Source organism: Bacteroidales bacterium, assembly GCA_023229505.1.
Classification (GTDB): Bacteria; Bacteroidota; Bacteroidia; order Bacteroidales; family JAGOPY01; genus JAGOPY01.
Map to the genome: position 1 here is coordinate 1 of JALNZD010000033.1, position 16181 is coordinate 16181.

General features: G+C 34.4%; 11 protein-coding genes. 4 read left to right on the plus strand and 7 right to left on the minus strand.

Features of this window, described 5'->3' with window-relative positions; genetic code table 11:
- Window positions 1-99: 99 nt before the first annotated feature.
- The 6 genes from M0Q51_11790 to M0Q51_11815 all read right to left on the minus strand — a co-directional run bounded on the left by M0Q51_11790 (window position 100) and on the right by M0Q51_11815 (window position 8188).
- Window positions 100-465 (minus strand): JAB domain-containing protein, encoded by a 366-nt coding sequence (locus M0Q51_11790; GenBank protein ID MCK9400658.1) that lies wholly within the window; start codon window positions 463-465, stop codon window positions 100-102.
- Window positions 466-831: 366 nt separating this feature from the next.
- Window positions 832-2391 carry a recombinase family protein gene (locus M0Q51_11795; GenBank protein MCK9400659.1) on the minus strand — a complete coding sequence of 520 codons (1560 nt, stop codon included), beginning with the start codon at window positions 2389-2391 and terminating at the stop codon, window positions 832-834.
- A gap of 588 nt (window positions 2392-2979) precedes the next feature.
- Complete coding sequence (locus M0Q51_11800) at window positions 2980-3354, minus strand: hypothetical protein (protein ID MCK9400660.1); 375 nt, start codon at window positions 3352-3354, stop codon at window positions 2980-2982.
- 75 nt (window positions 3355-3429) lie between these two features.
- The gene (locus tag M0Q51_11805; protein MCK9400661.1) at window positions 3430-3990 is read right to left on the minus strand and encodes a hypothetical protein; all 561 of its coding nucleotides are present in this window, start codon (window positions 3988-3990) and stop codon (window positions 3430-3432) included.
- Window positions 3991-4493: 503 nt separating this feature from the next.
- Entirely contained in the window at window positions 4494-6971 is a 2478-nt protein-coding gene (locus tag M0Q51_11810; protein MCK9400662.1) for a DUF3987 domain-containing protein, read from the minus strand.
- Between the two features lie 446 nt (window positions 6972-7417).
- A complete protein-coding gene (locus M0Q51_11815; protein ID MCK9400663.1) occupies window positions 7418-8188 on the minus strand; it encodes a hypothetical protein in 771 nt (256 codons plus the stop codon).
- Between the two features lie 621 nt (window positions 8189-8809).
- Here M0Q51_11815 and M0Q51_11820 point away from each other — a divergent pair.
- Window positions 8810-9052: a hypothetical protein gene (locus M0Q51_11820; GenBank protein MCK9400664.1), complete on the plus strand. Its 243-nt coding sequence runs from the start codon at window positions 8810-8812 to the stop codon at window positions 9050-9052.
- A 23-nt stretch (window positions 9053-9075) separates the two neighbouring features.
- A complete protein-coding gene (locus M0Q51_11825; GenBank protein MCK9400665.1) occupies window positions 9076-11553 on the plus strand; it encodes a hypothetical protein in 2478 nt (825 codons plus the stop codon).
- Here M0Q51_11825 and M0Q51_11830 read toward each other — a convergent pair.
- Window positions 11539-12717, minus strand: a complete 1179-nt coding sequence (locus M0Q51_11830; protein MCK9400666.1) for a site-specific DNA-methyltransferase — start codon at window positions 12715-12717, stop codon at window positions 11539-11541. The genes M0Q51_11825 and M0Q51_11830 overlap by 15 nt on opposite strands.
- A gap of 453 nt (window positions 12718-13170) precedes the next feature.
- Here M0Q51_11830 and M0Q51_11835 point away from each other — a divergent pair, with 453 nt between their 5' ends.
- Window positions 13171-14298, plus strand: coding sequence for a PIN domain-containing protein (locus tag M0Q51_11835; protein ID MCK9400667.1), 1128 nt, complete (start codon window positions 13171-13173; stop codon window positions 14296-14298).
- 74 nt (window positions 14299-14372) lie between these two features.
- Window positions 14373-16046 (plus strand): pentapeptide repeat-containing protein, encoded by a 1674-nt coding sequence (locus tag M0Q51_11840; GenBank protein MCK9400668.1) that lies wholly within the window; start codon window positions 14373-14375, stop codon window positions 16044-16046.
- Window positions 16047-16181: the final 135 nt, after the last annotated feature.

The following is a 16181-nucleotide window of genomic DNA, read 5'->3' on the forward strand; positions in this document are numbered from 1 at the left end:
GGTAATTTCGGTCAATTGATCTCGTTCTTCCTGTGTAAGAGTAACTTTGTAAGTGTTCATAGCCTTTTTTTGGCTAAGATACAATTTTTTTTGATTACGTCATATTAATTGTGACGTGACACTAGTTAGTATGATGTGATCAAGGACTTGAAGGTCCAGCACCAAACCCGCTTCCTTGTTCTTCCTCGTTAAGCGAATGTCCTGTTCGCTTGGTTGTAGGTTACCACTTGGGTGGTTGTGTGCTAGGATGATGCTGGAAGCATTGCTCTTCAGTGCGATTTGGAATATAACCTTTGGATCAGCTACCGTCCCGCTTAAGCCTCCAGAAGATACCTTAGCCCAACCTAACATTCGATTAGCTCTGTTGAGACAGATGACTACAAACTCTTCAACGTGCTCAAGTCGGTCAGACCATATCGTGCGTAGAACGTCAGCAGAATCCTTAGAACAGGCTAGCTTTGGCATCAAGCTCGGCTTAATCTTGTGCCTGTAGTTGACAGTTATCTCACTTGCTAATAATAGATTGTGATACTCATCGAAGAGTGTCAGAACATGTAAACTCTCAGTTTTTGTATTTTTTTTAGCCATAACGAAAAAGTGTCATAGCTGAACTATCAATCTTTTCGTACTTATAATGCTGAAACGTTTGTAACAACCTTAGCTACTGAGCATTAACTTAATGGGAGAGTGTAAGTCTGTTATTAATAACTTATTTTCTTGTGCAGTACCCCGTTTTTTACAATCACCTAATAAAAATAATCCAAAGATTTGATGTACAGCTATTAAGATTTTGGTTTTCACAAATGGATTTTACAATTTTAAATGTTATAATTAATTATCTTTCGTTGTCCGCCCCAGCTTCTTCAGCACCTCCTTATCATGTTTGACGGTCTGACTGATAGCACCCTCTTTTATAAATTCCTTTAAATCACTAATCAGTAAAGAGATTCCATCTTTGCTGGGATTGATGAACTGACCATTTTTGAAGATCAGCTTCTCCGGAAACAGGATTTTCAAAAGTTTCTGTTTCTCTTCCCAGTTAGCATGCTCGTAATGATATTCCAGGTTTTCAAGCAGGGACAAGGACTCTTTCAGATACCTCATGTAGCTGGTAGTGGATTCCTTAAGCATCTTTAGTTCTTCCTCCAGATCCTTCATTTCTCCTTCATATCTTCCCTTTGCATCCTTGTAGGTTTCTTTGTCAATTAAATCCTGGATGAATTTGTCTTCCAGCCCATTCTTTAACTCCCTGGTTTTCTGGATGCGATGCTGAAGGACTTTTATTTCCTGTTCCCGGCTTCCCTCTTTCATGTTGAAAACCTGCTCCATGTATTTCAGATAGGCTTTTTTCACCTCCGGTTTGATGGTCATGGATTTAAGGTATTCCCTTAGCTGCTGGTGTGCTTCATCGGCTCTAAACCGTTCATTACAAGCATCTTGGCAGTGATAATAAACGTATTTACCGCCGTTTCTGGCTTTACTTGAACTTCCTGTCAATGATCTTTTGCATTGACAACAAACCAGGTGTCCCCTTAAGGGCAGGGCTTCATTCCGGTTCACTTTGAAGTCAACCTTCCATTTTTTGCCAAACAAGACTCGCTGAACCTTTTCAAAAAGTTCATCTGGGACTACAGGAGGATGAAAGCCGTGAACAATCACCTCTTCTTCATCTTTCCAGGCATGAATCCGTATTCTTCCGGTGTAGGTGATGTTCATCAAGAGCCATTGCATTCCGTCATAACACCGTTTAATGCCTCTTTTCCAGTACTTTACCCTGATGTCTTCCACGGTATAGGCTCCGGTAGCATAATCTTCAAAAATTTGTCTGATTAAAGGTGCTCTATCATCGGGCTCCAAAGAAGGCTTTTCAGCATTTATCCTTACCCTTTTATAGCCAACTGGCGGATTATTAGTGAAGTAGCCTTCCTTGCTGGCTCTTCTCATACCTTCTTTTGTCCTGATGGAAATTTTATCCCTTTCGATCTCAGCTATTGAATTATAGATAGTTAGCATTAATTTATGCTCTGGTGATGAGTCATCAATGGCTTGTTCAGTGGAAACCAATTTGATCCCCAGTTTCCTTAATTCAAGCTCCATTTTCAAGGTTTCCAGATTGCTCCTTGAAAACCGATCCCATCTTGTAAAAACCAGGGCATCAACTTCTTTCTTGTTTTTTCTGACAAATTCCAACAATTGAATGAAAGCCGGGCGGTTAAAATCCTTGCCCGAAGCTCCTTCTTCCTGGAAATGTTTTACAATCGTGATGTTGTGGAACTCACAATATTTCTCCAAAGACTCCTCCTGATGTGCTAGGGAGAAGCCATGTTCAGCCTGTTCGTCAGTGGAAACCCTAGTGTAGATTATCGCTTTTCGTATGGAGTTATTTATCATATTTTCTCCTTTTCTGAAATTCGTAATCCAGGTGACAAAGGGATTTGATTAGCTCGATCATCTTTTCCAATTTTTGTTCGTTGTACGATTCTTTTCCTTCTTGTAGAAGCTTCTTTAATTCATAGTCAGAGATCATTTGTTAAGCCATTGGCTGCATCTGTCCTGATAGGTGCAGAGGGTGAAACCATGTGGCCTGGCTGTTATTTAACAACCCGTTTACGATCTCTAACTGGCTGAAATTAAATAATTTGTGCCAATTAACAAACAAGAAAATTTTAAGACAATTTCGCTTCCAATGAACTTGGAAACTTGCTAATTTCAGGAAAGTAGCCTTTTTTTACAATTAAGCCAATAACTACACAAATTTAAGAAAATGCGTCGAGGCTACCAAATTTTTAGACATTTTGTTGTAAGAGGCTGAATTTCTTTGCTCTAAGCAATTTTTTCTTTCAGCTATACCTTTATACCAGTCAGGGGGAGATCATTGCAGCACACCTTTCTAACTTGGTTAAAACTGAATTTCTCACTTGCTTTTAACCCTGATGATTTTGTAAATTTCATTTTGAGGAATAATATACTCTATTCAACTTATTTTGGCTTTTGTTTTATAAAAGTTCCTGAGATCCAGCCTTCTCCTTCTAAGGTGTCACTACCAACTATTTCCATTGCAAGCGTTCCTATATCATAACCAACTTCAATATAAACGTAATTTCCATCAATCGTATATTTACCGCCCATAGTGGTACCAAAATAATCAAATCGGCAAATCTTTTCACCAAAATTGACTTCTTTAATCAAATTAATATTCAGAAGGTTTAAACTGCTTCCTCGGCCATTATCTTTTACTTTAACATATTTTCCTTCAACTTTTGGTTTTACGATAACAGGTGCATTGACACAACCTGTTGAAACAAAAACAATCAATAAAATAAAAATAACATTACTTCTTACGATCTTTTTCATACAATTAGGTTTTACAATTTATTATCTTCATCTTACTGTTTTTCAGATGATTGGATAATATTAAATAATTGCTCCTTAGGAAAATTGTTTCTCTATATCTTTTTTTAATTGGTCATGAAAAGATTTTCCCCATAGAAACCGGTCTTTATCCCGTAAACTTTTTATTCCGGGTGTGGCTTTCTTCACATCTTTTATGAACTCCTGATAGGTTTCCCAGAGTTTATCCAGATTTGAAATATCCTTCAGGGTATGATATTTTCCAAGCATCTGGCAAACCCTGGTATCGTAAACGGTGAAACTGTCTGGGTACAAGACAGTCAAGATGGCTGTGGACATGGGCAGTAAGAATCCCCATTCATCCATCAATACTTTCATCTTTTCTTTCTCTGTTGGAGCCTGATGAATCTGCGAAGTGAGTTCTTTACAAGCTTCCTCCAGGCTCTTATGCTCTTTCTTCAGTAACCTCTTGGCAATAGTGGATTTTGAACGATTGGCTTTCCAAATGATAACACAAAAGAGGTCAAAGGCATTCAGGTATCCCTCTTTTTGGAATCGGGAATTTACAACATCGAACAGGTAGTTTTCTAAAGAGTAAAGCTGGACAAAATCAATTTCATTGGTTGTACTTTTTTTCATGGTATAAAAAATTAGGTGTGGAACATGGACATACCCGTCTTAAAGGAACCGCCAAGGCCCCGCACACAAAGTAAGCCATGCCCACACCCGTTGTGTGAGCAGTAGCTATTTATTCCTTGTGTGCTATTTAAAATTGGCGGTTTCTTAAGACACAGATAAACGCTAATGCATCATATCATATATAAAGAACGTAAACTGTTTCCAGTCAGAACAAAAATACACAAATCAGACCAATATCAACTTCAATTAAATGCTTTTTTGGAACCGGGATATTAACCGCCCTGATGAAGTCTTTTAATTTCCTTGTTGGCTTCTATAAACGGGCTAATTTATTCCTGGAATGGCTTGTAGTACCTTATGGTTATCTTCTTGTTTTAATGGGCTAAAAGAAGCGTAAAGGAACGAAAAGGGGGAGGCTGGCCATTGATACCGGAAAACAAGTTTAATTGCTGTCGGACTTGCTTTCCGGTTTATTTGCTCAGTTGTCTCCCCCTTGGAATTGATTACTTGTACTTACGAGGTTGGCCTTTTGAATACTGACCGAATTTGGTTCTTTCGATGATTTTCTCGGCTACGAATTTCTCCAGCCATTTTTCAGCAGTTGAAATCTTGATATCCAACTTCTCAGCTATATTGTCTGCATCGTTTCGAGTAAAAATCATAGGCAGTTCTTGATAGTACGTGCGGATCAACTTACTGAATTTCAGTAATTTGCTTGAATAGCCGGCCAATTCGTTGTAAATTTCAAATGAATGCACCTTAAGGACTTTGGCTATTTCAAGGGCGATATAAAAATCCTTCAGATCACAATTGATCGTTATTTCAGTATCAGATTCCGGAATATTATCTTCCATCCGTAACAAGGATAAAAGCATTGATATCCTGAATGTCACTAATCCGATCCGAAAAAGGATTTCAGCTCCGGAGCCCTCTCTTTCATCATTTATTTCCTGCGTCCACTTTTCAAAATATGAATTAAACTCCGACTTTTGATCTGGATTTAACTCAAATTTGACATTTTTTGGCAACAAGACATAAATCTGCAACACTCTGTTGCTGAATACCAGAAATTTTTCCTGTAAGCCTTCTTTACGCCTCCATGGATCCCGCCATTTGGGTATATTCTGAAATTTGTAGAAAATTATCCGACTGAATAATCCGTTATCAACCTCCTGCACCAAATTAATCAGCTGATCTTTAGTACCACTCAGTGCAACAGAAAGAACCGGGAATTCAATTTCAAAATATTCATCTTTTTGCTTTCTGTTTACACTTAAAGATTCACCATGATAGGCTTTTCTTAAAATCGTACTGTAATGACCCCATTCAGTTACAAACATCCGGTTGACCACATCAGCCTCGTTATCGAAGATGACACCGTAACCATTGTTGTCATTCATCAACTGAAGCATGCCAGCCACACTACTATCTGCTGGAATGAAAAGGGTTTTACGTACTTTTTCAGGTAAATCCATCTCGTATTTTGGGTCAGCCTCATGCTTTTCTATTTCTTCAGCTCTCTTTTTTAGCATCCACTTATATTCATCCCAAAAATACTGATGCATTTTTAATCCCAGCTTCCGGGCCCAGTTCATAACAGCTTTCCCGGACGCTGGAGGTGCAACGATCATGGAGTAAATATTACAACATGTTTCCATATCATCATATAAACCCTTTATCATGGGGAAACATCCGCTGAGAACCGCTATAGAACTAATAAGGTACATATCTTTTTGCCGACGGTCATCAAAAAGCTCGCAACTTTCTTTCAACAGATCGGGCAGCATTTCGTAAATATGTTCAGGGAAGTAAGGCATTGGATTGTCAGGATTATCTGCATAATCAGCTATTGACTGAACCTGGCTCGCATTTAGTTCATCCTGGACTTCGGCGCTTTCAGGAGGTTCTTCCTCCTCTTCCTGCCCGGGCGGCTCACCTTCATCCTCATCGATGGCCGGTTGAATAAGAGCTTTTAGCTGATCAATATCTAGTTTCAGCGCAACGTAATCAGAAACATCCTTACCTCCCGCTTGCTTCAGACTTTCCGGTAAAATTACCTGACGGAAACCGAACTTGTCTGCCAGTTCACGAGAGGCCTTCTGTCCTGTCTCATCAAGGTCGTAAAGGACTGCTACCCTGTTAAAAGTGTGATAATTCAGACTTTCAGCAAATTTGGCATCGATGGAAGCTGTTTCTGAGTTGAGTGAGATCACATTATAGTACCCCAGGCTCCGGAGTGTCATGACATCCTTTTCACCGCCGGTGATGATAACATAATCCAGTACAAAATTATGCCCATCGCCCTGATCGATTTGATCCCAACCAAAGTAATAATCCTGAGGCTTGCTGCCGACATAGAGAAATGACTTTGGCTTCGGACAATAAATCTTCGCGAAACCGTTGCCTTTGTAGGCAAACAGCTTTTGAAAGCGGCTTTTATAAAAGGTATAGGGTTCTCCTGAAGATTTATTGGCAGTGTAGCCATCTATCGAAACTACATTGTACTCATTCAGGATTTCAATTGTAATTCCGAACTGTCCGAAATACTCCAAATCCTCTTTTTTAAATTTTCGTTCAATGAGTGTGAAGGACTTGTCGGAATCTTGCCGGACAGGTTCGATTGCAGGGGCAATGATGGTTCCTGGCTCAGCGGCGCTGATAGTTCCCTGTTCAATCGCTTTTGTCAAGTCCTCGAACATGCGTTCGAGAATCTCAGGGAATTGGGTTTTGAAGTCAAGTTTGTAGTAAAATCCGGCAAATACGAATACATCACCGTGATATTCGGAATCTCCGTGATCCCAAAAACGCCATTTTTCATCTTTTAAGTAGATGCTTAAGCTTGGTTTTCCGTCCTTATAAAAAGGATTGTAGGTACTTTTACAGCGATTATCGCTTATAAGTACAAGACCAGAGATGATTAATTTGTAAAAGAGAATCCCGCCCTGAGTCATTTCGAGAATCTCATCTTTTGAAATTGACATAAATTTAATTTTTTAGATAATCCAGCGTCGAAAAACGTAAATCACTACGATTAAGCCTGAATCATAAGCTGGTTGATACCGGATTCAGTTGCGTTTATTTACGATTTCTCCGAATGACTGAAATGTCAAGAGGGAGGATTACAATTTTTCATACGATTCAGGACGAACCGTATTTATTACGACAGTAGATTACAAGCTCTACCTGCTTGATTGTATTAAGTGGCCAGGGATTTTACACCTGGCTCTTGTTTTCAATTCAATATGATCAAAGAACATTTATCAATTGCTAATTTAGTCATCGGTAAAAAGCCAATGCAAATTTTTTGAATATTTTTTTTGCTTTTAGGTTTTTTAGTTCAGATTTTCAGCTTATAGAAAAACATCACGGAAAGAATTTTTTAACATAACAGGTTAATAAATAACCATTTGGCAGAATTTAACCTAAGCTATTTACCCTCTATAAGGTTTCCATTTTCATCCAAAATTCCGGAATCAATTAGCTCTTGAAGCTTCCTATCTGCTTGGTCAATCATCTCCTTAGTCACTTTTACTACTTCAGGTTTAATCCCTTTCATTCTTTGCTCAAATAATTCCCTGCTTCTGATCGGTCTTTCCAGATGTAGCAATTTAAAGACTTCATCAAAAATCAGCGTTTTTTTCTTTAAAAGCTTTTGAGCAATGATCTCTACTTTCTCCCAATTTTCATCATCTTCAAAAAAAGCTATTGTTTCATCCCAGAGTCTTTGCATAGGAAACTTCTCTAAATCAAAGTCCATTCTACTTGAGAATGCAATATTCAATGATCTCCCGCTATCAGTACCTGCTCTTTCCCATTCAAACTTTCCTGTTACAAAAGCTTGACTGATTATTCCAGCCATGTCACATTTTATAGCATTCCAGGATAATTCAGGTTCATCAGTCTCAATAAAGTAGTCCGTACCTCCATATTCATTCTCTACATCTATGCTCCCAGCACTCCCCTTTTCCTTGTCTGGAATGATAGTAACTCTGCAAAAATCCATACCTAATATGGCAGCATAGACTGTATGACCGGCTTCATGGTAAGCAACAGCTTTGATCTCCTTGCAAATTTTCGTTTTGGGGACTATTTTCTTTACTTTAATAAATTCATTGAATTTAATATCAAAGGGATCAGTATACATTGTTTCTTCTGAAGGCCAATGTATTTCTTCTTTAGTTTTCCTTGAATTTTTCATAATCACTTCTTTTTGAATACAAATCATAAAAAGCCTATAAATCCTAAACCATATATATATTTTTGATTTTCTTTAACTCTATGTTTTTGAATATTTTATAAAAAATCAATCTTAATCATTAAAGATATTACATTCCTTGCTTTCAATTAAGCATGATTCTTCATTTTTATTCTTTAAAATATATAATCACCTTAAAGGGAGTCAGTTAATATCAGGATTGATCATTTCTTAATGAATGATGTACAATTTCCTTTAAATTCTATTTAATTTATTGATTATTAATTCTTTATTAAAATATCCTGATTTTTATATAAAATATAGAAGGTTTATGATTTATATGATTTATATGATTTTAGGATTTGAAACAATAATCAAGAAATTATATTAAAAACCTTGGAAATAGGATATTTTGGCAATTAGATGCTAATTATTTTTGCATTTCTTATGATATATATTAGATATATATCATAATTTATATCACTATTTTATGAGCATAAACTAATTAATTATGATTAATTATTGTAATCCATATTTTGTACATATTGTTAATATTTATTCAATATATATCTTGACAGTTGTTATTCCATTTCTTACCTTTGCTAAACAAAAAAATTAAATGAAATGGAAAGTAATGAACAGCAAAGCGAGAAAAGAATACGCTTCGTAAAAATTGCAGAAAAAAGAGTAAACTATGTTTTAAAATATTTGGACAGTTTAGGAAACTGTGCGAATAGAAGAAATTATGAGTATTCTGATAAGGATGTGAAAAAGATATTCTTTGAACTAGATAAAAAGTTAAAAGAAATAAAGAATAAATTTGAAGGTGGAGAATCAGATAAGTCAGTTTTTAAACTTGATTTATAGATATTTATTTTAAAAAAGCTAAGATGAATAATCAAGAAACTAAAGACTTATGCCTACAATTAATTAACTGTGACAACGAAGAAGAAGTAATTGTTATCTTGAAACAACATGGATATTGGGATGATCCAAGATTATGGAGATTTTACGATGATAATGAAAATAATTTTAGTACAATCGGAAATCAGCAAAGATTGCCTGAGGCTGCACTTGTTGAAAAGATTATTAATTCAATTGATGCATTACTTATAAATAAATGCAGAGAAGAAGGTATAAATCCAGAAGACAATAATGCACCCAAAAGCATTAAAGAAGCAGTAGCAAAGTACTTTGATGATAATCCCGAAAGACAATACACAGGCCTAATTTCAGAATGGTCAAGTTCAAAAAGAACTGAAATTGCTAAAAATATTACAGTCGCGATCACAGGCGAAACTCCACAATCGGGATACCCATCAATCACAATTTCAGATAACGGAGAGGGACAAAGTCCGGATGCTGTACCAGATACTTTTTTATCTCTGTCCAAATCAAATAAACTTAGAACCCAATTTGTTCAAGGGAGATTTAATATGGGAGGGACTGGTGCATTGAAATTTTGTGGTATACATAATCTTCAGTTAATTTTAACAAGAAGAAATCCTGCTCTAATTAAGGGAGGGAATGAAAGTGATGATTATTCTTGGGGATTCACAATCGTTCGAAGAGAAAGTCCCTCAGGAGGTAGACGAAATTCTGCTTATACGTATTTGGCTCCTATTGCTGCGCAAATAAATCCTAATAAAGGTCGAATAATTCGATTTACTTCCAACGAATTGCCAATTTTCCCAACAAATTATAAAAAACCTTATGGCCGACCATCAAAATACGGAACACTTATTAAACTATATAATTACAAACTATCAAGTCGAACACATATTTTCCGGACATCTGGTTTATTAAGTAAACTTGATTTGTTATTAGAAAATCCAGCTTTACCAATAAGGTTATATGAATGCAGAGATTATAGAGGTCATGAAGGTAGTTTCGAGACAACGTTAACAGGAATACAGGTTCGCTTAGAAGATGATAAGCAGTCAAATTTGGAAGATAAATTTCCTTCCACATTTTTTATGAAAGTAGACGGTGAAGAAATCACTGGGAAAATTTATGCATTTAAATTTGATAAGTCCAAGGCCTATAAACAAAGTGAAGGAATTCTTTTTGCCGTCAATGGTCAAACACAAGGTGTATTACAACAAGAATTTTTTAACAGAAAAGGATATGCATATTTAGCTGACTCGTTGCTTATAGTAGTCGATTGCAGTAAAATGAGTGCAAGAGCGATTGAAGATTTATTTATGAATAGCAGGGATAGGCTTAGTAGTAGTGAACTCAGATATAAAATCGAAGAACAACTTGAAGATGAAATAAAAAATAATCAATTATTAAAAGATTTACGTGAAAAGAGACGACGGCAACTTATTGAATCGAAAGTAGGAAAAGATAAGCCACTTGAAGATGTATTAAAAAAATTACTTAATAAACACCAGATATTTACTAATTTGTTTCTTCCCGGTACCAGGTTATCAAATCCATTTAAAACCAAGGAAGTCCAGGCAGAAGAAGTTGAATTTCATGGTAAAAATTATCCGACATTTTTTAAATTAAAAGACAAATCAAAAAAGGATGTGCTTGAGAAACAATGCCATATTAATATGCGTTGTAGAATTATTTTTGAAACTGATGCCGAAAATGATTATTTTGATCGAAATATAGATCCTGGTAGCAATGAAGTATTTCTTGTTGAGAATGGAAATGAATTACCAGTTAAAAATTATCGAATGAACCTTCAAAGCGGCATTGCTGTGTTGAATTTATCTTGGCCAGAAAATGTAGAAGTAGGTGATAAGTTAAATTTTAAGTGTCTTGTCAAAGATTTTACAAGAATAGTAAATCCTTTCATTAATAAATTCACTATTAATATTTTAAGAGAAGCTAAAACCAATCCAACTGATCCAAATCCACGTAGAAAACCTCCTATAGATAAACCAGGAAACGAAAGAGAAATTGAATCTAAGGGTGATTTTCCAAAACCAATACCAGTATACGAGCATGAATGGGAAAAATATGGTTTTGATAAATTCTCGGCTTTAAAAATTATTGACGGCGGTTTGACAACAGAAAGTTCAGGAGATTCAAGTATTTATGATTATTTCATAAATATGGACAATATATATTTAAAGCATGAACTTAAACAGGTTAAAGAAGAACCTGAATTAATTAAAGCCAGATTTAAATATAGTTTGGTTTTAGTTGGTCTGGGTTTGATACAGTATTTTAAACTAAAGGAAGATACCCCAGCTAAAGAAGAAATTGAAGAATCTGAGGATGAATCCATAGAGCAAAAAGTTTTCGAAGTTAGCAAAGCCTTGGCTCCAATTCTATTGCCTTTAATAGACTCTTTAGGATCGCCAGAAATGGAAGAATATGCTGTTTCAGATTACTCTTCAGATGTTTCTTAAAGTATGCAGTAATAGGACTTCTTTTGCTGTATTTAATGAGGCTTTTTGAGAAATATACCACTTTCTATGTGGGACTTCTCTCCATATCCTTCCATCATCCTTCTTGGATGAATCTCTTAATATAATCTCTTTATATCCCGCCGCTTCCATCACTTCTAAAAACCTTGATAGTTGCCAATTAGGTTGTGAAAAAGCTACCAATTGAGCAACAACAGTATTCCGATCAATAATCTCACTTAAAGATTTATATGTTCTAAATAATAAATTGTAATAATTTTCATGTCCTTTTTGTGACCTACTTCCTAAAGTATAATATGCTTCCCCATGTCCATCTTCCGTACTTGAAATCCAATAAGGTGCTGAAGTTTCTTTTCTTCCCCTTATTTGCCACCTATGATATAACATGTGAACTCCCGGGTATGGGGGTGAAGTGACTATTAACTTAAAAGGAACAAATTCATCGATAATTTTCTTATTGATATTGTCAGCAGACCCGTATAGGAGAGTTGGTGTATAATATTCTTTTTCAATAACTCGATTATATAGCTGTTTCATTCCTTCAGCCATCTCATAAGAAGAAGATAATAATTTTTCTTTGAACTGCTCTACATTTGGTATCTTCAGATTATTATCAAGTGCCCATTGTGCTGATTTTAACAAAATACATCGATAAAATCCATTCAATTTACTATCCTTAATTTCAGCTGAAAAGTTTATCAATTGTGCTATCGTTTTTCTTATCCGCCAGGATTCTTTAGTATTTAAATTTCTGTGATATCCATGATCCACCCAGAAGTCGTCGTAGACCACTGAATCATATATTTTTAATTTATCAGTCTTTTCTTTAATGAAATTAATAATGAAATAAAGGTCTTCATCTTTTATTAAAGTTGTCTTTACCTTTGAAAGAAAAAATGATAATTGATTTATATCATTTCCGGCTGACCTTCTTCCAGCAACAAAAGCCTCAACTAATGAAGTTCCACCTCCCATAAAAGGATCTAAGACTGTATCTCCTGGCGAGGAGAATGTTTCAATAACAGATTTGGCAAATAAAGGTGAAAACCTGGCGGGATAATTATAGTAATTATGAGTAAGACCCTTTATAGAAGTGCTATCCTGTAAGCTGTCTAATAGGCTATTATGCTGAACCTCACTGAGCATTAACAATATGAATTTTGAAGTAAAATTATAATAATTTGTTAAGTAAAGAAGCCTACCTCAACTTAATAAGTATTCCCATTTGTATATATCTATTTGAATATCTGACCATTGCTTAAAGTAGTATTTAAAAAAATAATAATAGCCAACTTCTGGTACCTGGTTAACCTCCAAATAACTATCTAAGTATCTTAGCATATCAGTCTTAACAGTAAGTAATCTTCATATTTGTAAAATTCCCTATTATAAGCTTGGAGTAGGGTTTCTTCAAGAAACAGGAAATTGATGATTGGATTGAAAGGACCATGCATAAAACCGGGGAAGTCTATTTAAATGAATATTTAGTAAGAAAGGGAAGGTAATAGGTATTATACTATGTGTTTGGAAATTAAATTATTCCGTATCTTCGGCTTTCAATTGTCCACTAAAACCTGGCTTTAATAAATTGCTAATATTATGGAATCTAACATTATTTTTCTGGATACCTCAGTCTTTGTCAAAAAGGGTTACTTATTAGGCAATTCATTATCAAGGATAGCTCAATTCAGTAAGCATGGGCATATTGAATTAATCATTTGTGATATTGTTTATAATGAACTCATTAGTAAAATGGAAAGAGATATTAATGCTGCTTCAATAGAATTTCAAAAGGACATAAGTCATATTTCATCTAAGTGTCGCATTTATAAAAACTTCCCACGGTACCAATCAATTTTTGATTTGAAAGAACCAAGTCAAGATAAAGAAGAAGATTTTAATGATTTAAAGAAGCGATTTGATGATTTTCTTCAAGAGAACCTTATAAAGACCATTCCTGTATCAGATACATCAGTAAAAACCATCTTTGACTCCTACTTTAAGGGGAAAGCACCATTTAATGAAGCAAATAAAAAATTTGAGTTTCCGGATGCTTTTATTCTATCAACATATGAAAAGTATTGTAAAGACCATAAATCAAAAGGTTTTATAATTTCATACGATGGAGATATTACTTCTTATGAATCAGAAAATCTTATAATGATCAATAATATTGAAGAGATAAATGAGAAACTAAGCAAAAAATATGATATTCAGCAATTCCAGGAACAAGAACAACAAGATTGGCAGAAGCTTGCGAAGGATTGGTGGGATAAGGCTTGGAGTACGGTCAATATGAGGCAAAATATTATTCAAAAAGATTTGGAAAACGAGCTAATAAAATTGATTGTAAGTGATTTATACTCTAAAAAATCTCTTATTACATATGAAGTACTTAAGATAAATGATATTAATATAGAAATAAATTTACCATTCAAAGGTGAAGAAATTGGTTTGGATTCTGAAGCTGGAACTATACATCTTGAGTCAACAGCCACGGTTTCAATTGATGTTGATATAGCTGATAGAAGTAAGGGATATTATAATGATGAGACTGATAAATGGATTGGGGAACAGATTATATCAAAAAATGCAGTTGAAACAATTTCATTTGAAGTCGATGTCAATGTAATTCATACACCTGAAAATCCAAGTGAAAAACCATCTTATAGGGGATTTGAAAATTTGGAATATTGTGTTGAACTAGAAAACTTTGGATTGTGGTAGTTGATTAGTGAAAGATTTATTTGTTTTTTCTTTTTTTCTTAATTTCAATTCACAAATTGATACCGTTAGAAAATATGAAATATTGCATTCTTTTTATATTTTTAGTAATTACCTATCATTTCAGTCACGGCCAAGAGCCTGATTCAATTGTAAGATTTGGAGATAAATGGAAAGCTAATGATACTATACGTTATACTAAAAATGTTGATGATTTTTGGAGTGGAGTAGAAATTGACTTTCCCATAATTACATCACATCCTAATAATGAGTATTTCAAAAGAAAGGGGATTTCAGAGGACATGCTTGAAGGTTGGACCTTTAACGGAGGTTTTGGTAGTAAAAAGGAATTATTAACAACAAAATTAAAATTAGGATTTGGCGAAATTGAAAATTATAAAATGCAATTCCCATATAATGCGGAACTATCTATTAACAGATTTATCTTCCATAAGATTGTAAATTTCACAAAGAGTACTTTTCAATTGGATGCCTATTTTCACTTCTCTAAGTTTTATAAAGAAGTGTATTTCTATTCTACAAAGTTTAAACAGTCATCTGGATTTAATAGCTGCGATTTTTTAAGCGCTGTGCATTTTGAAAATGATACTTTTAGTAACCAAGTGGAATTCAGGGGAACTTCATTTGGAGGTGATGTTTATTTTACTAATTCAACATTTTTTAATAAATGTAATTTTACTCCATATTTTGTTTCTTTTCACAGATGGATAAAGTCCCCATTTTCGAAAACATGGATTTATCATAATCAAACTTTCATGGTTTCATCACCCAATACAAGATTCCTTAAAGAAGTTCACTTCTGGATGAATTCATTTTTTGATGATGTTGATTTTTCAAATGTAATTTTTTCCAATGGTGCCTATTTTTCTGGCACCAAGTTTTATAAAAATGTTAAATTTGACCATGTGATCTTTTCAAAAAAAGTATCATTTTTTCGTACAATTTTTTTTGCACCTTTATATTTTGGATCTTCTTCATTCCATTCATCCGTTGATTTTTCGTATGCTCAATTACCTGATACAATCTTTTTTTCTGATGTGAATTTGGATTCAATAAGAAATAATATTGATTTTAATAATGCTCTAGTTGACAGTTTGAGGATGCGTTCCAACAATCCTTTATTAAAATGCAAAATATTCCTTAATAACACAGATATTAGTAAGGTAATTATTGATCCATCAAAATTTGAGTTAGCCTTTGAAAATAACTTGCCATATGATGTTAGATTAAGTATTTATGAACAAGTTATAAAAAAATGTAAAGATGAAGGTTTGGAGGAAAGTGCCGAAAATTTCGATATTGAATTTCAGAAATTCCAAATTCATCATGAGCACAATAAATTTTCCTCGATTATAATTTGGATTTACGAATATTGGTGGAATTTTGGATATAATCGATCTAAAATATTTAGAAATACATTATTTGCATTCTTACTTTTCTTCATCCTTTTCTTTAGTTTTATGAAATATTTTTGCAAGGTATATCTTCCACGCGATATTGGAGTCAAAAGTGATGAAATTCCGATATTGACTATCAGTTCTTTTACTTCATTTTTATTGAGATTTAAAATTGCAATCTTTTACACTGCAATAGTTTTCTTTAGTTGGAGGATTGTTCATGAGGACGTAAAATACCGAAAATATCCTTGGGGGGCCTTAATAATATATATAGTTTTTATTATTGGAATCATACATTTAGCTTATTTGGCTGGTTTTGTGATAGCCAAATAACCAATTATTTGTAGAGTAAAATGTAAGCTTCCCCGAACTTTGGCCATTTCACCCAGCCTTCAAAATTTAGATAATAGCGAAGGTCGGGGAGCCGAGGTGGAAAATCCGGTCAAATTGGCCGGATTTTTTGTTTTT